This window comes from Pseudomonas sp. K2I15 (assembly GCF_002204795.1).
Classification (GTDB): Bacteria; Pseudomonadota; Gammaproteobacteria; order Pseudomonadales; family Pseudomonadaceae; genus Aquipseudomonas.
Genome location: NZ_NIXO01000033.1, coordinates 22,726 through 42,621, shown reverse-complemented (window position 1 = coordinate 42,621; position 19,896 = coordinate 22,726). Strand labels below are relative to the sequence as shown.

Here is a 19,896-nt window from a genome sequence, read left to right as displayed (position 1 = left end):
CAGGCACATGGCGCACAATGACTTCTAAAAATAACTCTGCCACCGCGGTATCCGACGTGTTGCTGACAGCCCCTGCAGAAAAACCCTCAGGTTCAAAGTCATTGAGCACCGCCCGCCCGCTAGCCACCCAGCAGTACCTGTACTTCACCGAGACCAACACCGACCGCATCCTCGATAACCTCGACGGCCTGCGCGACATGGTGTTCCCGCGTGCACCGCACCTGGAAGTCGACGGAGAACTGCGCAACGAGCAGGAATTTCCCTCGGTGTGCCTGATCGGCCTGGGTCGCTGTGGTTCGAACATTGCCCTGGATGTGGCAGAGCTGGTGTACAACGCCCGCAAGTTCTACCTCAACGAATTCAGCAATGAAGACAAATCCACCGACAAGGGCTATCGCCCGGCCCAGTGGATTCGCAACAACCTGCGCTTGGGTTCGAACAAAGGTACCAAGCCGGTATTCCTGGTAGAGCCGCTGGTGATGCTGGGCGACCTGGACAAGGACATCGCCGGGCGCATCCGCTTCTCACGCAAGGGTGAGAAAAGCGGTTTCCTGCGGGACTACAGCAAGATGAAAATCATGGACCTCTCGGAAGTCCATGCCGGCGGCGCCGGTAACGCGCCGATCCTCGGCCAGTACCTGGCCAAGATCATCCTCAACAAAGACACCCAGCGCTTTTCCAGCCCCGACTGGAAGATGATCCACTCGTACCTGATCGACTCCTGCGGCATCAAGGCCAACCAGTCGCGCCTGTACTTCTCGATCTTCAGCGCCGGCGGCGGTACCGGTTCGGGCATGGCCTCGGAGTTCGGCCTGGCGCAGCAGCACTCGTACATGAACAAGACGTTCGACACCAAGCCCGCCGACGAGCACGACAGCAAGAGCGGCCACGCCTTTGTGTTCGAGCCGATCTTCACCAGCGGCATTTGCGTGCTGCCGAACATCTCCGATCACCGCAGCGAAATGTCCGAGGCGCTGCACATCAACGCCGGGCGGCTGTTGTGCAAATACCTGTCGGAAGAATGGGACTTCTCGTACAACTTCGACAATGAAGACAGCAGCGAAGCCAGCGTGAAAGGCCGCATCCGGCCGTGGAACGCGATGATGCTGATCTCCAACGACATCATGCGGTATGCCGAAGAAAGCGATGACGGCAACATCCAGAACATTGATGTCAATGCCATGGAAAAACACGCCAACCAGTACATCTCGCAGCAGATCTTCAACATTCTGACGGCCCAGGCGGTTACGACCGACTACGACCAGAACTATTTCCGTCGGGCCGGGATCGACATTGGCGAGACCATTCGCCTGGACGCCAACGACCTGTTCATGAGCCTGGCGGGGCCGGTGGCGATTGCTTACGCCGAGTCGGTGGTACCGGAAACCCCGGCGCCTTCTAGCGACAAGTTCAAGGTGTTCGAAAAAGAGCCGCAGCGGCTGAATATTGATGACCTGTTTTTCCGCTCCATTGATCTGCCGCACTTCAACAAGGTAACCCAGGCGATCGAGGGCATCAGCCTGTTGCCGATTGAATCCAAGCGCTACAAGGCGTCCCTGGAGCAGTACAAGAATTCGGGGTATGACGCGGCGGCGCTGCATGACTTGCACTTCTTCAAGAACTGCTCGTCGGTGGTGTCGATTGTGTCGTTGCCCAAGGATTACAAGCTGTCCTATATGGACCTGAATCGGCTCAAGACGCACCTCAACAGTCTGTTCCCCAACACCACGCTCAAGCGTTATGCGTTGGTGATCGGGGCGTCGGCCAACTTGTCGCTGACTACATTGATCGCTAAAAGTCCGTGCCTGTCGGATGACTTTTTGACGTTGATCGTGGCGTTTATCAAGCGCTGCTTTGCGCGCAATCCGTATCGGTTTGATGACACGCTGGATAATTCGATTCTGGATTTCATCATCCATGAGGATTTTGATGAGGACCGGATTGATGAGCTGCTCAATGAGTTTGAGAACCCGGCGAAGATTCTGGATACCAACTGGTATGCGATCAAACCGATGTATGAGAAGAAGTATCGTGAGTTGATCAACGACAAGGACAAGTTTGTGTCGATCAACGATATTCGGCTGTCGCGGGATTGTGTGAAGAAGGCGATCAAGTATCTGCGTGAGATTTATCGTCACCGGATTGGGAAGACCAAGGTTATTTCGCTGAATAACCATACCGGGAAGACTGCGTAGGCTTGGTTCTTGGGTGGGGTGTATATCCGTTTTCTGGGTGATTTTTGATATGGGTTCCGCTCTTACAGCGGGTCACTTTTGAAAGGAGCCCAAAAGTAACCAAAAGGCTCTTGCCCCACCACTCGGCACCTCGCTTAGGCTCGGTGTGCCCTCAGCTCCGGTATTACTACGCGGGCCGCCGCGACGGGGCGTCCCTGCCCCGTCGCGGCTAAACCGGCGTCCTGCCGGTTTACCCGCTCCGTACTACCTGCGTTCGGCCAGCGTGGTTTAACGGGGCGCCTAAGATCAAGATCAAAAGCAAGAGCACAGCGGCCTACCGGCCGGCTTGAGTGGTGTAGATCAAAAGCAAAAGCAAAAGCGAACGCGGTCCAAAAATGTGGGAGCGGGCTTGCTCGCGAAGGTCGTTAACGATGACGCTGGCGTCCTGAATGAACGCGGCGCCCTCAGGTTTTTCGCGAGCAAGCCCGCTCCCACATAAAAGCAGCTCTGCTTTTGATTTTGATCTGCGGGCCCCGTCAACCACGATGGCCGCAAGTAGGCACGCTGGAGCGGGTAAATCGGCAAGGATGCCGATTTACCCGCGACGGGCCAGGGACGGGCCGTCGCGGCGACCCGCTTCGCGGTGCCTTCGTTCCGGCATGCCGAGCCTAAGCGAGGCACCGAGTGGTGGGGCAAAGACCTTTTGGTTACTTTTGGCTGGGCCGGCATTCCGGGCGTTTGCCAAAAGTGACCCGCTGTAAGAGCAGAACCCTAAGTAGCCGTTACCTAAATAACAGATATGTACTCAAAAAACTCACACCCAGAAACAATTCCCCCCGCATTCAGGCGCGAACAAAACTGTTCCCATGACGCGCACGTAACCCCCGCCTGTGACCTTTCTCTACGGCAACATGCCATCACGGCGAAACCAGTTACCCCGCTACACACTTAAACCCGGAAAATTCACGCACCATTTTCGCTCAGGCATTTCCTACACTGCCCTTTCCTGGATCAAAATCCAGGGCGAAACCACCACCGCCCAAAGCGCAGGATCGCGCTCAACCAGGTCCAATGCCCGCGTCGCAGACACCTCGCCAAGACTCCCCGAAGCCAGCCAGGCAGCGACTTTCTCACGGTTATCCTCCGCCATGCCCTCGGCGGCCTCGATCAAATCCAGCCCAGCGTCGACCCACAATAGGGCACCCTTGGCAAAGAATGGCTCCAGCTCCTTCCAGGAAATTTCGGCGGTTTCACCAAGCAGCTTGGCATAGAGGGTGCTAGGTTCTTGCGTCATGGGAGTTCACCTGAAGAAAAAATCGGCGCAATCATACCGTCGAGCCCCAGGCAGAAAAACCCAGTTGCAAATGAAGTACCGAACGAAAGTGTCAGGAAAGCCAAGGATTGCCCGAAACTCTGGCATCACCCCGCCGCAATTCTGTCTTTTTCTTTCATTTAAGCGACATACCCGGGTTTTGCCCCCAGCAGCCAGCTTTTCAAGCGCTCAACCGGCGCTCTACACTGTACCGGTACAGTTGCCAGGCCGCTGCCGGGGGATATCCGAGATATCTGATCCGGTTCTGCAGCTCACAAGGCCGCTAGAACTATAAAAAATACAACAGTAAGAGTGGAGCACTATGAATAAGGCTACTAAGCAGATTTCCAAACTGTTTGCCGCTATGGTCCTGGCCGGGGTTGCCAGCCATTCGTTCGCAGCTGATACCATCAAGATCGGTATTGCCGGCCCTAAAACCGGCCCTGTGACCCAGTACGGCGACATGCAGTTCATGGGCGCCAAGCAGGCTATCGCCGACATCAACGCCAAAGGCGGCGTCGATGGCAAAATGCTCGAAGCCAAAGAATACGACGACGCTTGTGATCCAAAACAAGCCGTGGCCGTAGCCAACAAAGTGGTCAACGACGGCGTCAAGTTTGTAGTCGGTCACCTCTGCTCCAGCTCCACTCAGCCAGCGTCCGACATCTACGAAGACGAAGGCGTGATCATGATCACACCGGCTGCCACCAGCCCGGAAATCACCGCCCGTGGCTACAAGCTGATCTTCCGCACCATCGGCCTGGACAGCGCTCAAGGCCCTGCGGCTGGCAACTACATCGCCGACCACGTGAAGCCGAAAGTCGTTGCCGTTATTCACGACAAACAGCAGTACGGTGAAGGCATCGCCACCGCCGTTAAACAGACCCTCGAGAAGAAAGGCGTGAAAGTTGCCCTCTTCGAAGGCATCAACGCTGGCGACAAAGACTTCGGCTCGCTCATCCAGAAGCTCAAGCAAGCCAACGTCGATTTCGTCTACTACGGCGGCTACCACCCTGAACTCGGCCTGATCCTGCGCCAAGCCAAGGAAAAAGGCGTGAACGCCAAGTTCATGGGCCCAGAAGGCGTCGGCAACGATTCCATCTCGCAAATCGCCCAGGGCGCTTCCGAAGGCCTGCTGGTCACCCTGCCGAAGTCGTTCGACACCGATCCTGCCAACAAGGCAATCGTTGAAGAGTTCACCAAGAACAAGCAGGACCCAACCGGTCCGTTCGTGTTCCCGGCCTACTCGGCTGTTGAAGTGATCGCCGGTGGCATCACTGCCGCGAAAAGCGAAGACACCGCCAAAGTGGCTGCTGCCATCCACGCCGGTACCTTCAAGACCCCAACTGGCGAGCTGAGCTTCGACGCCAAGGGCGACCTGAAGGACTTCAAGTTCGTGGTCTACGAATGGCACTTCGGCAAACCAAAAACCGAAGTTTCCCCTCAGTAAGCCAGGCGTTACTGGTCAACAAGCCCACTGTGCAAGCAGTGGGCTTTGTTTTACGAGGTTTATGGGCCTGTCACCCGCGATCCGGGCGCTGGCTCACCTGAAAATCTTAAAACCGTCACCAGCGGTTCGCTGGCAAACGCTTTGTGCAACCTGATCACAGAACAGGGCACCGAGCCGGAAATTGACTCCACCAGTGAAATGCGTATCGGGTTTTTAGGAGCGCTGTAATGCCTGAGATCTATCATTTTTTCCAAACGCTGGTTAACGGCATGACCGTTGGCAGCACCTATGCCTTGATAGCCATTGGCTACACAATGGTTTACGGCATCATTGGAATGATTAACTTCGCCCATGGCGAGGTGTACATGATTGGCTCCTACGTGGCCTTCATCGCCCTTGCCGGGCTGGCCATGCTGGGTATCCACTCCCTGCCGCTGTTGATGACCGCTGCGTTCCTGGCGTCCATCGTTGTAACCAGTGCCTATGGCTACAGCATCGAACGCGTTGCGTACCGCCCCTTGCGTGGCAGCAACCGCTTGATCCCGCTGATCTCTGCGATCGGCATGTCGATTTTCCTGCAGAACACCGTATTGCTGTCCCAGGATTCCAAGGACAAATCCATTCCCAACCTGATCCCGGGGAGCATCTCCTTCGGCCCAGGCGGCGCACAAGAAGTGCTGATTTCCTACATGCAGATCCTGGTCTTCGTCGTCACCCTGGTGGCCATGCTGGGCCTGACCCTGTTCATCTCCCGCTCCCGTCTGGGGCGCGCCTGCCGGGCTTGCGCCGAAGACATCAAGATGGCCAACCTGTTGGGCATCAACACCAACAACATCATCGCCCTGACCTTCGTCATTGGTGCCGCACTGGCGGCTGTCGCCGCCGTGTTGCTGAGCATGCAGTATGGCGTGATCAACCCCAACGCCGGTTTCCTGGTGGGCCTCAAGGCCTTCACCGCAGCGGTATTGGGCGGCATCGGCAGTATTCCGGGCGCGATGCTCGGCGGGCTGGTGCTGGGTGTGGCTGAAGCCTTTGGCGCCGATGTGTTCGGCGACCAGTACAAGGACGTGGTGGCATTCGGTCTATTGGTTCTGGTGCTGTTGTTCCGGCCGACCGGCATTCTGGGCCGTCCGGAGGTTGAGAAAGTATGAGCAGATATCTTAAATCGGCGTTTTTCAGCGCCTTGCTGGTCTGGGCCGTGGCCTTTCCGGTACTCGGGCTCAAGCTGAGCATTGTCGGGATCAACCTTGAAGTGCATGGCACCGGTCCCGTGACATTGACCATCATCGCCCTGTGCTCGGTGCTGATGTTCCTGCGCGTGTTGTTCACCCAGCAGGTCGGTGCACTCCTCAAGTCCAACCGTGGCCCGCTGGTTTCGCCCAAGGTCAGCCAGTTCCTGACCCTGCCGCGCACCCAGCGCTACATCATCATTGGCTTGATCGTGGCCGCGTTGATCTGGCCGTTCTTCGGTTCCCGTGGTGCGGTGGACATCGCCACCCTGATCCTGATCTACGTGTTGCTGGGCCTGGGCCTGAACATCGTGGTGGGCCTGGCCGGACTGCTCGACCTGGGTTACGTGGGCTTCTACGCCGTGGGTGCCTACACCTATGCGTTGCTGTCGCACTACCTGGGCTGGAGCTTCTGGGTCTGCCTGCCGCTCGCCGGCCTGATGGCGGCCACCTTCGGCTTCCTGCTGGGCTTCCCGGTGTTGCGCCTGCGGGGTGACTACCTGGCGATCGTGACCCTGGGCTTCGGTGAAATCATCCGTCTGTTCCTGCGTAACCTGACGGACATCACCGGCGGCCCCAACGGCATCAGCAGCATTCCCAAGCCGACGTTCTTCGGGCTGTCGTTCGACCGTACTGCCGCAGAAGGCATGCAAACCTTCCACGAGTACTTCGGGCTGGATTACAACCCGATCAGCAAGGTGGTGTTCCTGTACCTGGTGGCGCTGTTGCTGGCACTGGCCGCACTGTTCGTGATCAACCGCCTGCTGCGCATGCCGATCGGACGCGCGTGGGAAGCGTTGCGCGAAGATGAAATCGCCTGCCGTGCGTTAGGCATGAACCCGACAGTTATCAAACTTTCGGCATTCACCCTTGGGGCGACATTCGCCGGTTTCGCTGGCAGCTTCTTCGCCGCTCGCCAAGGTTTGGTGACCCCGGAGTCGTTCACCTTCATCGAGTCGGCAATCATCCTCGCCATCGTGGTACTGGGTGGCATGGGCTCGCAACTGGGTGTGATTCTCGCGGCGATCGTGATGATCCTGCTGCCGGAAATGATGCGTGAGTTCAGCGAATACCGCATGTTGATGTTCGGCGCCATGATGGTGCTGATGATGATCTGGCGTCCTCAAGGCCTGCTGCCCATGCAACGTCCACACATGGAGCTGCGCAAATGAGCCGCGAGATCCTGAAAGTCGAAAACTTGAGCATGCGCTTCGGCGGTTTACTGGCGGTCAACGGCGTGGCCCTGACCGTGCAAGAGAAACAAGTCGTGGCCTTGATCGGCCCCAACGGTGCCGGCAAGACCACGGTGTTCAACTGCCTGACCGGCTTCTACAAGCCGGCTGGCGGTACGATCCTGCTGGACGGCCAGCCGATCCAGGGCCTGGCCGGTCACGAGATTGCCCGCAAGGGCGTGGTGCGCACGTTCCAGAACGTGCGGTTGTTCAAGGACATGACGGCGGTCGAGAACCTGTTGATCGCCCAGCATCGTCACCTGAACACCAACTTCTTTGCAGGCCTGTTCCAGACCCCGTCGTTCCGCAAGAGCGAGCGCGAGGCCATGGAATACGCCGAGTACTGGCTGGACAAGGTCAACCTCACCGAGTTTGCCAACCGCCCTGCCGGCACCCTGGCCTACGGTCAGCAACGTCGCCTGGAAATCGCCCGCTGCATGATGACCCGCCCGCGGATCCTCATGCTCGACGAACCGGCCGCCGGCCTGAACCCAAGGGAAACCGAAGACCTCAAGGCGCTGATCAGTGTGCTGCGTGAAGAAAACAACGCCACCGTACTGCTGATCGAACACGACATGAAACTGGTCATGAGCATTTCCGACCATATCGTTGTGATCAACCAGGGCACGCCACTGGCCGACGGTACGCCGGAGCAGATCCGCGACAACCCGGCCGTGATCAAAGCCTATTTGGGGGAAGCGTAAAATGCTGCAATTCGAAAACGTTTCCACTTTCTACGGCAAGATCCAGGCGCTGCACAGCGTCAACGTCGAAGTGCGCCAAGGCGAAATCGTTACCCTGATCGGCGCCAACGGTGCCGGTAAATCCACACTGCTGATGACCCTGTGCGGTTCGCCCCAGGCTCACAGCGGCAGCATCCGCTACATGGGTGAGGAGCTGGTGGGCCAGGCCTCCTCCGAGATCATGCGCAAGAGCATTGCCGTGGTTCCGGAAGGCCGTCGGGTGTTTGCCCGCCTGACCGTGGAAGAGAACCTCGCCATGGGCGGGTTCTTTACCGACAAGGGCGATTACCAGGAGCAGATGGACAAGGTGTTGCACCTGTTCCCGCGGCTCAAGGAACGCTTCAGCCAGCGCGGCGGCACCATGTCGGGCGGCGAACAGCAAATGCTCGCCATCGGCCGCGCGCTGATGAGCAAGCCCAAGCTGCTGCTGCTGGACGAACCGTCACTGGGCCTGGCGCCGATCATCATCCAGCAGATCTTCGATATCATCGAACAGCTGCGCAAGGACGGTGTGACGGTGTTCCTGGTGGAGCAAAACGCCAACCAGGCGCTGAAGATCGCCGACCGTGCCTATGTGCTGGAAAACGGCCGGGTGGTGATGCAGGGCAGCGGCGAACAACTGCTGACCGATCCGAAAGTGCGTGAGGCCTACTTGGGCGGCTAACGCCCATCTGGTTAATATGAGCGGGCTTTTGTGGGAGCGGGCTTGCTCGCGAAGGCGGTGGATCAGCCAACTTACTTGGTGACTGACCCACAGCCTTCGCGAGCAAGCCCACTCCCACATTTGTTTTGTGTGAACCAAAGAATTCAGCGAAACCTGAAATTATTTTCGCCGGGTTTGTAACGAATCCCTTCCCCCTTTCTCTAGTGGTGTAAGCAGGCAACTACGCTTGCCAACTCAACCCACTGCTGGAGATACACCATGACTACCAAAACCCGTTCGCTGTCCGCCGCCACCCTCATCCTGGCCCTGGGTTCGGCCCTGAGCCTGTCCGCCCTGACCACCACTGCCCACGCTGCCGATGACATGCAGAAATGCTTCGGTGTGGCCGAAGCCGGCAAGAACGATTGCGCTGCAGGCGCTGGCACTTCCTGCGCCGGCACCTCGAAGGTCAAGGATCAAGCCAACGCCTGGAAACTGGTCCCGGCCGGCACCTGCCTGAAAACCCCAAGCGCCACCTCGCCAACGGGTTTCGGCCAGGAAGCAGCCTTCACCGCCAAGTCCTGAAACCCTGCACAGCCTGAGTACTGACGATGACGCTCTCATGCACCCACTCCATCTCCCAGGCTCAGGCGCCCGGCCTCCCACATCGGGCCGGGCTGGGACTCAAGAACGAGCACTTGCGTGAAGTGCTCGAGACTGCCCCCGACATCGGTTTTTTCGAAGTCCACGCCGAAAACTTTATGGTGGCCGGCGGACCTTTCCATCACTACCTGGGCTTGATCCGCGAACAGTACCCGCTGTCGTTGCACGGCGTGGGCCTGTCCATCGGCGGCGAAAGTCCGCTGAACAGCGAGCACCTTACGCGCCTCGCGAAGCTGATCGAACGCTATCAACCCCACTCCTTTTCCGAACACCTGGCCTGGTCCAGCCACGGCCCGGTGTTTCTCAATGATTTGCTGCCGCTGGCGTATGACGATGAAACCCTGAGGCGGGTGTGCGAACACATCGACCAGGTGCAAACCCGTCTTCAACGGCCAATGCTGCTGGAGAATCCGTCGACCTACCTGCAATTCCAGTGCTCCACCCTGGAGGAAACTGACTTCATCAACGAGGTGATCCGCCGCACCGGCTGCGGGCTGCTGCTGGACGTCAACAATGTGTATGTGTCGTGCATCAACCATCAGCAAGACCCGCTGAAATACATTGATGCCTTGCCGCTGCACGCCGTCGGCGAGATCCATCTGGCAGGGTTTGCCGAAGACACCGACAGCCTCGGTGATCGTTTGCTGATTGATGATCACGGCGCGCCGATCGACAACGCAGTGTGGCAGCTCTATCAGCACGTGCTGACGCGCACCGGGCCGGTCGCCACGCTGATCGAGCGCGATAACCAGGTGCCGGCATTCAGCGTGCTGCACGCCGAAGCGCACCAGGCCGAACGGTTTCTGCTGGAGGTGCGTGCATGAGCCGCCAGGACGTCTTTACCCGCGCCCTGCTGTCGCCAGAAGCGAGTTGCCCGCAGGGCTTGTTCAGCCGCAATGGCGCCGATCCCGCCAGCCGTTTTGCGGTGTATCGCAACAATGTTCACAGCTCGCTGATCAACGCCCTGGCCACCGGTTACCCGGTCACCCTGCAGCTGGTGGGCGATGAGTTTTTTCGGGCGATGGCCGGTTTGTATGTCCAGGATTTTCCGCCGACAAGCCCGTTGATCAATGAGTACGGCGGCGACCTGGCCGACTTTATCGAAGGCTTCGCCCCCGCCGCCAGCGTGCCGTACCTGGCTGACATGGCGCGCCTGGAGCGGCTGCGGGTCAGGGCCTATCACGCGGCAGACGCGATGCCGCTGGATCAGCAGGCGCTCATCGCCGCCCTGCAACAACAGTCGGACCTGGGCGAACTGCGCCTGCAACTGCATCCATCACTTGCCACGCTGAACTCGGCCTACGCCGTGGTGGCGCTATGGGCTGCACACCAGACGGACGAATCCCTCGCCACCCTCGACCCTTTCCATGCCCAAAGCGCGCTGGTGCTGCGCAACGGCCTGGACGTGCAGGTGTTTCGCATCGACAGCGGCTCGGTGGCGTTTATCAACAGCCTGAACAACGGCTGGTCGCTGGAGATGGCCGTCGCTTACGCCCTCGATGCCGCCGCCGAATTTGACCTGCACCAATGCCTGGCCCTGCTGATCGGCCACGGCGCCATCACCCACTTGCACACAGAACAAAAGGTATCGCCATGAACACCACCGCCCCCGGCCTGATCCAGCGGATCATCCAACTCTTCGAGAAAATCCCCTACAGCCTGATCGCCTTTGTCGCACGTTTCTCAATTGCGGCGGTGTTCTGGAAGTCCGGCCAGACCAAGGTCGAAGGCTTCGCCGTGGACTTGATCGGAGGCACCTTCCAGCTAGGCTGGCCACACTTGGCGCCGTCCACGCTGCCGCTGTTTCGCAGCGAATATCACGTGCCGCTGCTGTCAGCGGAAGTGGCGGCGCATATGGCCGCATTCGCCGAGCACTTCTTCCCGGTGCTGATACTGGTGGGATTTGCCACGCGGTTCTCGGCGCTGGCGTTGCTGGGCATGACGCTAACCATCCAACTCTTTGTGTACCCGGACGCCTACCCGACCCACGGCACCTGGATCGCGCTGCTGTTGCTGTTGATGGCCAAGGGGCCGGGCTGTTTCTCGATTGATCACCTGATTGCACGGCGCTACCGCTAAAGGCGATCCAGCGCCTCGCCGCTGCGCTTGAACCAGCCCACCAGGTAATCCGCCAGTACCTGGGTGCGCCGTGGCAGGCCGCCCTGATACGGATGGACCAGGTACATCGGCATGCTGCGGGTCTGATAATCACGCAGGAGCCAGCGCAGTCGACCGTCGGCCAATTCCGTATGCAGCACGTAGGAGGGCAAACGTGCGATGCCCGCGCCCACCAGCGCCGCCTTCTTCAACAAGTTGTAGTGGTTGGAGGCAAAGGTCCCGGATACGCGAACCCGCAGCAGCTCATGTTGCTGGTGATACAGCCACTCTTCACGACCGCTGTAGTGGCTGTTCAGCAGGCAGTTGTGGCCCACCAGTTCGGCCGGGGTCAGCGGCTCGCCATGCTGTTCCAGATAAGCCGGGCTGGCGCAGGTCATCTCGTGCCAGGCCAGCAACGGCTTGGCCACCAGTCGCTCATCGTTGGCGACTTCCGAACGCACCGCCAGGTCAAAGCCGTCGCGGGCCAGGTCTCGATAGTGGTTGTTGAGTTCCAGTTCGATCTGCACCTGCGGGTACTCCCGGGAAAACTCCAGCAACAGACCATCGAAGAAGGTTTCGCCCAGGGACACCGGAACCGTCATACGCACAGGGCCGACCAAGTCGTCCTTGAGCCTGGCCAATGCCTGACGCGCCCGCTCCACCTGGACCACCAACGCCTGGGCCTGCGGCAACAGCGCCGCCCCCGCCGCCGTCAGGCTCAAACGGCGAGTGGTTCGATGCAACAGCACCACCGAAAACTGGGCTTCCAGTTGGCTGATACGTTTGGACAGCTGGCCCTTGCTGCAGCCCAGTTGCTGGGCTGCCAGGGTAAAACTGCCGGCTTCGATCAACACCGCAAACGCCGCCAGGTCATCCATTTCGCTCATGGATTGTTTCCAATTGAAAACCAAAGGTTGCCTATTAGTGCACTTATCCGCGCAAAAAATCACTCTAGACTGAAACCTCACCTACACATCTGGAGGAAGGCACGATGAAAATCCTGTTGATTGGCGCAAGCGGCACCGTGGGTTCGGCGGTCAAGGCAGAACTGTCCCAACGTCATGAAGTGATCAGCATCGGTCGCAAGAGCGGCGACTTTCAGGTCGACATCAGCGACAGCGCCTCGATCCGCAAACTGTTCGAACAAACCGGAAAGTTCGACGCACTGGTCTGCGCCGCCGGCAGCGTCAACTTCGTGCCGCTGGGCGAGATGAGCACAACCGACTTCGACCTGGGCCTGCAAGACAAGCTGATGGGCCAGGTCAACCTGCTATTGATCGGCCGTGAGTTCGCCAATGACGGTGCGTCATTCACCTTCACCAGCGGCATTCTCAACCGTGATCCAATTCGCACCGGTGCTTCGGCAGCCCTGGTCAACGGCGCGCTGGATGCGTTCGTGAAGGCCGCAGCGATCGAGCTGCCGCGCGGCCTGCGCATCAACTCGGTCAGCCCTACCGTGCTGCTGGAAGCCATGGGCAGTTACGCGCCGTACTTCCGTGGGTACAAACCGGCTCCGGGTGCAGAGGTGGCGTTGGCCTACGCGAAAAGCGTGGAAGGCTTGCAGACGGGGCAGACGTTTATCGTTGGTTAATTCAACCTGTGTCCCGGGCTTGTGATGCACCGCCAGCCTGCGTAACGTGGCGGCACTTATCAGGAGACCCGATAATGCGTGCCGCCCGTACCCTAGCTTTGTTTGCCCTATTGCCCCTGTTCACCGCCTGCCAGATGTTCGACAACGAGCCGGCCAAGCCCTCTCTCACCGGGCTGACCCGTATGCAGGGTGAGCTGACGGCGCAGGGTGACAAACTGCTGTTCCAGCCCTGCAACGACAAACGCAACTACGCGGTCAACGACACCGGTGGCACCAGCATCCTGCAGGAAGCCGCCTCCTTGGCCGGCCAGCAAGGGGCGCTGTTTGCCGACGTGCGTGGCAAGTTCTCCGGCGTCGCCAGCGGCACCCAGGGCACGGTCGACCTGCAGCAGGTGTATCGCGTCGAGCGCTCGACCTCGGCCTGCGATGATCCGGACTTCAAGCGCATGATCCTGCGGGCCAACGGCCACAAGCCGGCCTGGGCGATGAACGTCACCGCCAAGGGCATGGTGCTGGAACGCGAAGGCCAGCCGCCGTTGGCCGTGCCTTATGTGGAAGAGCAATCCGGCGACGGACGGTTCAACCTGATGACCGAAGCCAATAACCAGCACATCGAACTGTGGGTAGCCCCGCAACGTTGTGTCGACAGCGCCAGCGGCAGCCTGCAACACATGTCTGCCGAGCTTCGAGTGAACGGCCAGGTGCAGCGCGGCTGCGCGTCGTTCGGCGGTTCGCGGGACGACTGATTGCGCGCTGCGCTGTTTTAACATGACGGAAAACCGCTGTTGGGGCTTATAATCGCCGGTTTGCAAAACAGCCGGCCTCTTTGCCCGCCGCCTACCGGATTCCTGTCATGTTACGAATCACCGAACTCAAGCTGCCCATCGACCATCCCGAAGAAGACCTGCGGCCTGCCATCGTGCAGCGCCTGGGCATCGCCAGTGATGACCTGCTCGATTTCACCCTGTTCAAACGCAGCTACGACGCCCGCAAAAAGTCGTCGGAGCTGTGCTTCATCTACACCATCGACCTGCAAGTCAAAGACGAGGCGGCCCTGCTGCTCAAGTTCGCCGACGACCGCAACGTCAACCCGGCACCGGACATCAGCTACAAGGTCGTGGGCCATGCGCCGGAAGGCCTGACCGAGCGGCCGATCGTCGTCGGTTTTGGCCCGTGCGGGATCTTCGCCGGGCTGCTGCTGGCCCAGATGGGCTTCAAGCCGATCATCCTCGAACGCGGCCGCGAAGTGCGCCAGCGCACCAAGGACACCTGGGGCCTGTGGCGCAAAAACGTGCTGAACCCCGAATCCAACGTGCAGTTTGGTGAAGGCGGCGCCGGAACCTTCTCCGACGGCAAGCTCTACAGCCAGATCAAGGACCCGAAATTCCACGGTCGCAAGGTGCTGCACGAGTTCGTCAAGGCCGGCGCGCCGGACGAAATCCTCTACGTCAGCAAGCCGCACATCGGTACGTTCCGCCTGACGGGCGTTGTGGAAAACATGCGCCAGCAGATCATCGCCCTGGGTGGTGAAGTGCGCTTTGAGCAGCGTGTGACCGATGTGCTGATCGAAGACGGCCAGTTGAATGGCGTGGTGGTGGATGGCGGCGAGCAGATCCTGTCCAGGCACGTGATCCTGGCCCTCGGCCACAGCGCCCGTGACACCTTCCGCATGCTGCATGGCCGTGGCGTGTACATGGAAGCCAAGCCGTTCTCGGTGGGTTTCCGTATCGAACACCCGCAATCGCTGATCGACGCCGCGCGCCTGGGCAAGTACGCCGGGCACCCGAAACTCGGCGCGGCCGATTACAAGCTGGTGCACCACGCCAAGAACGGTCGTTCGGTCTACAGCTTCTGCATGTGCCCGGGCGGCACCGTGGTAGCGGCGACGTCGGAGCTGAACCGCGTGGTGACCAACGGCATGAGCCAGTACTCGCGCAACGAGCGCAATGCCAACTCCGGAATCGTGGTGGGCATCACCCCGGAAGTGGATTACCCGGGCGGCCCGCTGGCCGGGATCGAGTTGCAGGAGCGCCTGGAATCCCATGCGTTCATCCTCGGCGGCAGCAACTACGAAGCACCGGCGCAACTGGTAGGTGATTTCATCGCCGGCAAGCCGTCCACCGCCGTCGGCACTGTGGAACCGTCCTACAAACCCGGTGTGGCCTTGGGCGACCTGGCGCTGGCGTTGCCGGACTTTGCCATCGAAGCCATCCGCGAAGCACTGCCGGCGTTCGAGAAACAGATCAAGGGCTATTCGCTGCACGACGCGGTTTTGACCGGGATCGAGACCCGCACGTCATCTCCGCTGCGGATTACCCGTAACGAGTCGATGCAGAGCCTGAACGTGAAAGGCCTTTTCCCGGCGGGCGAAGGTGCCGGTTATGCCGGTGGGATCTTGTCGGCGGGTGTCGACGGGATTCGGATTGCCGAGGCGTTGGCGCGGGATATGTTGGGCCTGGGGGCCTAAACACTGCAACGAAAACGCAATAGATCAAGTGTGGGAGCGGGCTTGCTCGCGAAAGCGGTCTTTCAGTGCCAGCTGTATTAACTGACAGGTTGCATTCGCGAGCAAGCCCGCTCCCACACAGGTTCTGCGGTGTTTAGATATTGGCGCGCAACACGCTGTCAGGCAGCGCCTCGCCCTGCTCAACACTGGCCGCAACGGCCGCAATCAAACCGTCCAATTCATACCCCTGCCCTGCCAGCCAGGCCTGATCGTAATAGGTCGTGGCATAGCGCTCACCACCATCGCACAAGATCGCCACAATCGAACCCGACTCCCCCGCTGCTTTCATCTGCTGCGCCGCAATCAACGCACCGATCAGGTTGGTGCCGCTGGAACCGCCCACTCGCCGCCCCAACCGCTGGGCCAGGTAATGCATGGCCGCCAGGGACAGCGCATCCGGCACCTTGACCATCGCGTCAATCACCTTGGGCAAGAACGACGCCTCAACCCGTGGCCGGCCAATGCCCTCGATACGCGAACCACACTCCAGCCGTAGGCTGGCATCGCCGCTCAGGTAATAGTCGAAAAACACCGAACGCTCCGCATCCGCGCACAACACCCGAGTGCAATGCTGGCGATAACGCACATAACGCCCCAACGTCGCCGTGGTGCCGCCTGTGCCAGGGCTGGAAATCAGCCAGCTCGGCTCCGGGTAACGCTCAAAGCGCAGTTGCTGGAAGATCGATTCGGCGATGTTGTTGTTGGCGCGCCAGTCGGTGGCGCGTTCGGCGTAGGTGAACTGATCCATGAAATGGCCGCCGCTTTCTTGGGCCAGACGCTCGGATTCGGCGTAGATCTGCGTCGGATCCTGTACCAGATGGCTCTTGCCACCGTAAAACGCGATCTGCGCAATTTTCTCCTGGGAGGTGGTGGCCGGCATCACTGCAATAAACGGCAAGCCCAGCAGCCGGGCGAAGTACGCCTCGGAAATCGCCGTGGAGCCGCTGGACGCCTCGATTACCGGAGCACCGGGCTTGAGCCAGCCATTGCACAACGCATAGAGGAACAAAGAACGCGCCAACCGGTGTTTCAGGCTACCGGTGGGATGGCTGGACTCATCCTTGAAATACAACTCGATACCCGGCAAACCCGGCAACGGCAAGGGAATCAGGTGGGTGTCGGCGCTGCGCTGGAAGTCCGCTTCAATAATACGAATGGCTTCCCGGGCCCATTGGCGGTTGTCGCTCATGATCGGTTTCTCTAAGGATTTCAGACTTGATCTTAGGATGTTTCCTACACTCCACACAGATACAGTCATGACTCAATTGGACACACAATTTTCGGGGTTTGGCGGGCAAGTGATCAGGCCGAGCCCTTATAACAAATAAGAATATAACTTTTGTTTTAACAACTAACGGTACGGGTTAGGGTACCCACCTATTGAACCTTGATTGGAGAGCATCCCTTGCCTCTGCGTAGCACTTTCACCCGTTTTTTCCAGCTGGAAGCCGCCAGCGGTCTGCTCCTGATCGCTGCCGCCGCTTTGGCGCTGATCATCAACAACTCACCGCTGTCGCACTTTTACGCGAGTTTTCTCGACGTCCCGGTGGTCGCACAAATTGGCGCGCTGAAAATCGCCAAGCCGGCGCTGCTGTGGATCAACGATGGCCTGATGGCCCTGTTCTTCCTGCTGATCGGCCTTGAGGTCAAACGCGAAGTGCTCGATGGCCAACTGTCCAAGCCCTCGCAAGTGGTGCTACCCGGCGCGGCCGCCATCGGCGGTATGGTCGTGCCGGCGCTGATCTACTGGGCCCTGAACAAGGACAACCCGGCCGCGCTCGGTGGCTGGGCGATTCCCATGGCCACCGACATTGCCTTCGCCCTGGGCGTCTTGGCCCTGTTGGGCAAGCGCGTACCAGTGTCGCTGAAGTTGTTCCTGATGACCCTGGCCATCATCGACGACCTTGGCGCGATCATCGTTATCGCTATTTTCTACTCCACTGATCTGTCCGGGGCCTCATTGGCCGGTGCGGCGGCGTGCCTGATCGCCTTGATTGCGATGAACCGGCTCGGCGTCGTCAAGCTGGGGCCTTACATGATTGTGGGGCTGATCCTGTGGGTCTGCGTGCTCAAGAGTGGCGTGCATGCCACCCTGGCCGGGGTGACCTTGGCGTTCTGCATACCGCTGCGCACCAAAAATGCCGAGCCTTCGCCGCTGCTGACCCTCGAGCACGCGCTGCATCCCTGGGTGGCCTACGCGATCCTGCCGCTGTTTGCCTTTGCCAATGCCGGCGTCTCGCTGGCCGGCGTCAACCTGGAAAGCTTCACCCACCATGTGCCATTGGGCATCGCCGCCGGCCTGCTGCTGGGCAAGACCGTGGGCGTGCTGGGCTTCACCTGGGTCGCGATAAAAACCGGCCTTGCCGTGCTGCCCCAAGGCGCCAACTGGGGCCAGGTGTTGGGCGTGGCGATCCTGTGCGGCATCGGCTTCACCATGAGCCTGTTTGTCGGCTCCCTGGCGTTTTTGCCGGGCAGCAGTGAATACGCGGGTATGGACCGGATGGGCATCCTGACCGGTTCGATACTGGCGGCGTTGATCGGGTATGCGGTGACGGCGATGGCCAGTCGCAAGCAGGCGCTCGTTCAGGCGTAATCGCTTTTTGGAGCCGGGCTGCCGGCTCCAACCTCCTCTCGGCCCATTCGGCGCCATCTCACAGAACCGTCCTACATCCACCCTTCGCTGCTTGCAATAACGTCGTGCTCCCGGCTCCAACACCGGACGTCGTTATGCAACACGCCAGGAGGGCACGATGGCAAGCAACAAGGATATACCTCAGGTCTGGCGATGCTACGGGACCGGCACGGGGGGCTACCGACGGCTCGAGAACATGAACGAGCGCGAGTTGGCTGAGCGTGAGGCCAGGCAGCAAGCATATGAAGCCATGCTTGCTCGCCAGGAAGGCTACGAGGCCAGGCGCAAAGTGGAGCCGCCGCCAACGCCATTGCCCATGGTCGGCTGCGTATTCGCAAAGTCCTGTAATCTGCCGGACGCCCTCATCGACTACAACAATCCGTCCGGTTACATACCGCTTGATCGCATAGCGGACTATGGCGAGCACGTGCTGCTTGGTGGCCGTGAAACCGACAGTGAGGGGCTACTGCCACTCAAGAAGATCAGCGGCAGCGCCCTCCCGGCCGGGCTCGGAACATTGGCACTGGGCGGTTCCGCGATCGGCGGGGCATCAAGCGTCGCAGCCGGTGCTGGAACAGTCGCAGCAGGCCTGATGCTTGGGATTGCAGCACTTATCTGGCCCTCCAGCTTGGGCGACAGCGCGTTCTACAGCGACCGTCAACTGCGCTCAATGCCACGAGCACGCACACGGGTTCGCCTGCACGTCGAGCAATTAGCTAACGGCACCCTCAAGGGATACGCCTTCTACACAGGGAAAAATCGCGACTGGGAAATGATCGATGTCGTGCAGTTTGGGCTGCGAGGCACACATCAGGTCGCGGACTTGGGCGACGGGATTGAGCTGATCTGGACGCCTGCCATCGATCCGGCTGGCACACTTGGTATCCCTGCTTTGGAAGCTGCGCCGCAGGCACCGCAAATCTGGGTGTATCCGCCGACCGAGAAGGCCGCCAGCATCATCGTTGACCCGATCTACCCGCCGGAATACAGGGATTTCATTCTGGTGTTTCCGGCGGACTCGGGGGTTCGGCCGCTCTACGTGGTGGTCAGCGTTAGACCGGGGGACCATGACTACCACTCGGCGCCAGCGTTGCTTCCTGCGTACCCTGACGCCAAAGTCGCAGGTCGCAAAACTCCTGTAAAAGGCGGGGGAGCACTAAGAAAAAGGTGGAAAACGCCCGCGGGTTTAATACTTGAATGGGATCTCCAACATGGCGCGCTCGAAATGTATGACGCCAGAGGCAGGCATCTGGGTGAGTTTGATCACATTACTGGAGAGCCCACCTCCAAGAAAAAAACAAAGAAGAAAAAAGTAAGGAGAGTCGAACCATGAAGTATTTGTTGGAAGCATTTGATAAGAATACTGACTTGCAAGAGTTCGTAGTCGAACTGCCGCATGACTGCGAAGAGGAGCTTGAAGCCATAATGCAATGGCCCACAAAACAACAGGGATGGGAAGGTTACGATCTGACTGCGGTTCAGCTTTCAGCTATTGAAGCTTTGGTGGGCAGAGCCCTCAGTGACCCACTTTATTACTTTCAACTCACCTGCAATGCGTGAGCCGCCATACGCCACCCAACAAAAAACCCCAACCAGTCACCCGGTTGGGGTTTTTCTTTTCCCG

20 protein-coding genes are annotated in these 19,896 nt (G+C 59.5%); 17 read left to right on the top strand and 3 right to left on the bottom strand.

Annotation, left to right across the window (positions count from 1 at the left end; all coding sequences use genetic code 11):
* The first annotated feature begins 17 nt into the window (after nt 1-17).
* Entirely contained in the window at nt 18-2,195 is a 2,178-nt protein-coding gene (locus CEC48_RS19435; protein WP_023659116.1) for a hypothetical protein, read from the top strand.
* Between the two features lie 970 nt (nt 2,196-3,165).
* Here the strand turns inward: CEC48_RS19435 and CEC48_RS19430 are convergent.
* Nucleotides 3,166-3,468, bottom strand: coding sequence for a DUF2288 domain-containing protein (locus CEC48_RS19430; protein ID WP_088425215.1), 303 nt, complete (start codon nt 3,466-3,468; stop codon nt 3,166-3,168).
* Nucleotides 3,469-3,808: 340 nt separating this feature from the next.
* Here CEC48_RS19430 and CEC48_RS19425 point away from each other — a divergent pair, with 340 nt between their 5' ends.
* The 10 genes from CEC48_RS19425 to CEC48_RS19385 all read left to right on the top strand — a co-directional run bounded on the left by CEC48_RS19425 (nt 3,809) and on the right by CEC48_RS19385 (nt 11,525).
* Nucleotides 3,809-4,936 carry a branched-chain amino acid ABC transporter substrate-binding protein gene (locus tag CEC48_RS19425; protein WP_088425214.1) on the top strand — a complete coding sequence of 376 codons (1,128 nt, stop codon included), beginning with the start codon at nt 3,809-3,811 and terminating at the stop codon, nt 4,934-4,936.
* A 45-nt stretch (nt 4,937-4,981) separates the two neighbouring features.
* Nucleotides 4,982-5,164, top strand: a complete 183-nt coding sequence (locus tag CEC48_RS31170) for a hypothetical protein (protein WP_003211657.1) — start codon at nt 4,982-4,984, stop codon at nt 5,162-5,164.
* The gene (gene livH, locus CEC48_RS19420; protein WP_088425213.1) at nt 5,164-6,087 is read left to right on the top strand and encodes a high-affinity branched-chain amino acid ABC transporter permease LivH; all 924 of its coding nucleotides are present in this window, start codon (nt 5,164-5,166) and stop codon (nt 6,085-6,087) included. The genes CEC48_RS31170 and livH overlap by 1 nt, the downstream gene beginning before the upstream one ends.
* On the top strand, nt 6,084-7,337 hold the full coding sequence (locus CEC48_RS19415; RefSeq protein ID WP_088425212.1) for a high-affinity branched-chain amino acid ABC transporter permease LivM: 1,254 nt from the start codon (nt 6,084-6,086) through the stop codon (nt 7,335-7,337). The genes livH and CEC48_RS19415 overlap by 4 nt, the downstream gene beginning before the upstream one ends.
* Entirely contained in the window at nt 7,334-8,101 is a 768-nt protein-coding gene (livG, locus tag CEC48_RS19410; protein WP_088425211.1) for a high-affinity branched-chain amino acid ABC transporter ATP-binding protein LivG, read from the top strand. Before CEC48_RS19415 ends, livG begins: the two co-directional genes overlap by 4 nt.
* Nucleotide 8,102: 1 nt before the next feature.
* Complete coding sequence (locus CEC48_RS19405) at nt 8,103-8,804, top strand: ABC transporter ATP-binding protein (RefSeq protein ID WP_003211664.1); 702 nt, start codon at nt 8,103-8,105, stop codon at nt 8,802-8,804.
* 258 nt (nt 8,805-9,062) lie between these two features.
* On the top strand, nt 9,063-9,368 hold the full coding sequence (locus CEC48_RS19400) for a DUF2282 domain-containing protein (RefSeq protein ID WP_088425210.1): 306 nt from the start codon (nt 9,063-9,065) through the stop codon (nt 9,366-9,368).
* Between the two features lie 26 nt (nt 9,369-9,394).
* Nucleotides 9,395-10,270: a DUF692 domain-containing protein gene (locus tag CEC48_RS19395; RefSeq protein ID WP_088425209.1), complete on the top strand. Its 876-nt coding sequence runs from the start codon at nt 9,395-9,397 to the stop codon at nt 10,268-10,270.
* The gene (locus tag CEC48_RS19390) at nt 10,267-11,043 is read left to right on the top strand and encodes a DUF2063 domain-containing protein (RefSeq protein ID WP_088425208.1); all 777 of its coding nucleotides are present in this window, start codon (nt 10,267-10,269) and stop codon (nt 11,041-11,043) included. The genes CEC48_RS19395 and CEC48_RS19390 overlap by 4 nt, the downstream gene beginning before the upstream one ends.
* Nucleotides 11,040-11,525: a DoxX family protein gene (locus CEC48_RS19385; protein WP_088425207.1), complete on the top strand. Its 486-nt coding sequence runs from the start codon at nt 11,040-11,042 to the stop codon at nt 11,523-11,525. The genes CEC48_RS19390 and CEC48_RS19385 overlap by 4 nt, the downstream gene beginning before the upstream one ends.
* On the opposite strand, the gene CEC48_RS19380 is transcribed toward CEC48_RS19385, so the two are convergent.
* Entirely contained in the window at nt 11,522-12,430 is a 909-nt protein-coding gene (locus CEC48_RS19380) for a LysR family transcriptional regulator (protein ID WP_088425206.1), read from the bottom strand. The two genes, CEC48_RS19385 and CEC48_RS19380, sit on opposite strands and share 4 nt — an antisense overlap.
* 104 nt (nt 12,431-12,534) lie before the next feature.
* On the opposite strand from CEC48_RS19380, the gene CEC48_RS19375 reads away from it, so the two are divergent.
* From CEC48_RS19375 to CEC48_RS19365, 3 genes are all read left to right on the top strand, one after another.
* Nucleotides 12,535-13,134: a short chain dehydrogenase gene (locus CEC48_RS19375; RefSeq protein ID WP_088425205.1), complete on the top strand. Its 600-nt coding sequence runs from the start codon at nt 12,535-12,537 to the stop codon at nt 13,132-13,134.
* A 74-nt stretch (nt 13,135-13,208) separates the two neighbouring features.
* On the top strand, nt 13,209-13,880 hold the full coding sequence (locus CEC48_RS19370) for a COG3650 family protein (RefSeq protein ID WP_088425204.1): 672 nt from the start codon (nt 13,209-13,211) through the stop codon (nt 13,878-13,880).
* Between the two features lie 107 nt (nt 13,881-13,987).
* A complete protein-coding gene (locus CEC48_RS19365; RefSeq protein ID WP_088425203.1) occupies nt 13,988-15,601 on the top strand; it encodes an NAD(P)/FAD-dependent oxidoreductase in 1,614 nt (537 codons plus the stop codon).
* A gap of 133 nt (nt 15,602-15,734) precedes the next feature.
* On the opposite strand, the gene CEC48_RS19360 is transcribed toward CEC48_RS19365, so the two are convergent.
* Nucleotides 15,735-16,832, bottom strand: coding sequence for a PLP-dependent cysteine synthase family protein (locus CEC48_RS19360; protein WP_176438739.1), 1,098 nt, complete (start codon nt 16,830-16,832; stop codon nt 15,735-15,737).
* 213 nt (nt 16,833-17,045) lie between these two features.
* Between CEC48_RS19360 and nhaA the strand changes: the two genes are divergently transcribed.
* The 3 genes from nhaA (at nt 17,046) to CEC48_RS19345 (ending at nt 19,832) form a co-directional block, all read left to right on the top strand.
* Nucleotides 17,046-18,233: a Na+/H+ antiporter NhaA gene (gene nhaA / locus CEC48_RS19355; RefSeq protein WP_088425201.1), complete on the top strand. Its 1,188-nt coding sequence runs from the start codon at nt 17,046-17,048 to the stop codon at nt 18,231-18,233.
* A 157-nt stretch (nt 18,234-18,390) separates the two neighbouring features.
* The gene (locus CEC48_RS19350) at nt 18,391-19,605 is read left to right on the top strand and encodes an S-type pyocin domain-containing protein (protein WP_088425200.1); all 1,215 of its coding nucleotides are present in this window, start codon (nt 18,391-18,393) and stop codon (nt 19,603-19,605) included.
* Nucleotides 19,602-19,832 (top strand): hypothetical protein, encoded by a 231-nt coding sequence (locus CEC48_RS19345; protein WP_088425199.1) that lies wholly within the window; start codon nt 19,602-19,604, stop codon nt 19,830-19,832. Before CEC48_RS19350 ends, CEC48_RS19345 begins: the two co-directional genes overlap by 4 nt.
* Nucleotides 19,833-19,896: the final 64 nt, after the last annotated feature.

Coding starts and splice junctions, on each gene's coding strand:
- CEC48_RS19435 (WP_023659116.1), top strand. CDS start 18: ATGACTTCTAAAAATAACTCTGCCACCGCGGTATCCGACGTGTTGCTG.
- CEC48_RS19430 (WP_088425215.1), bottom strand. CDS start 3,468: ATGACGCAAGAACCTAGCACCCTCTATGCCAAGCTGCTTGGTGAAACC.
- CEC48_RS19425 (WP_088425214.1), top strand. CDS start 3,809: ATGAATAAGGCTACTAAGCAGATTTCCAAACTGTTTGCCGCTATGGTC.
- livH (WP_088425213.1), top strand. CDS start 5,164: ATGCCTGAGATCTATCATTTTTTCCAAACGCTGGTTAACGGCATGACC.
- CEC48_RS19415 (WP_088425212.1), top strand. CDS start 6,084: ATGAGCAGATATCTTAAATCGGCGTTTTTCAGCGCCTTGCTGGTCTGG.
- livG (WP_088425211.1), top strand. CDS start 7,334: ATGAGCCGCGAGATCCTGAAAGTCGAAAACTTGAGCATGCGCTTCGGC.
- CEC48_RS19405 (WP_003211664.1), top strand. CDS start 8,103: ATGCTGCAATTCGAAAACGTTTCCACTTTCTACGGCAAGATCCAGGCG.
- CEC48_RS19400 (WP_088425210.1), top strand. CDS start 9,063: ATGACTACCAAAACCCGTTCGCTGTCCGCCGCCACCCTCATCCTGGCC.
- CEC48_RS19395 (WP_088425209.1), top strand. CDS start 9,395: ATGACGCTCTCATGCACCCACTCCATCTCCCAGGCTCAGGCGCCCGGC.
- CEC48_RS19390 (WP_088425208.1), top strand. CDS start 10,267: ATGAGCCGCCAGGACGTCTTTACCCGCGCCCTGCTGTCGCCAGAAGCG.
- CEC48_RS19385 (WP_088425207.1), top strand. CDS start 11,040: ATGAACACCACCGCCCCCGGCCTGATCCAGCGGATCATCCAACTCTTC.
- CEC48_RS19380 (WP_088425206.1), bottom strand. CDS start 12,430: ATGAGCGAAATGGATGACCTGGCGGCGTTTGCGGTGTTGATCGAAGCC.
- CEC48_RS19375 (WP_088425205.1), top strand. CDS start 12,535: ATGAAAATCCTGTTGATTGGCGCAAGCGGCACCGTGGGTTCGGCGGTC.
- CEC48_RS19370 (WP_088425204.1), top strand. CDS start 13,209: ATGCGTGCCGCCCGTACCCTAGCTTTGTTTGCCCTATTGCCCCTGTTC.
- CEC48_RS19365 (WP_088425203.1), top strand. CDS start 13,988: ATGTTACGAATCACCGAACTCAAGCTGCCCATCGACCATCCCGAAGAA.
- CEC48_RS19350 (WP_088425200.1), top strand. CDS start 18,391: ATGGCAAGCAACAAGGATATACCTCAGGTCTGGCGATGCTACGGGACC.
- CEC48_RS19345 (WP_088425199.1), top strand. CDS start 19,602: ATGAAGTATTTGTTGGAAGCATTTGATAAGAATACTGACTTGCAAGAG.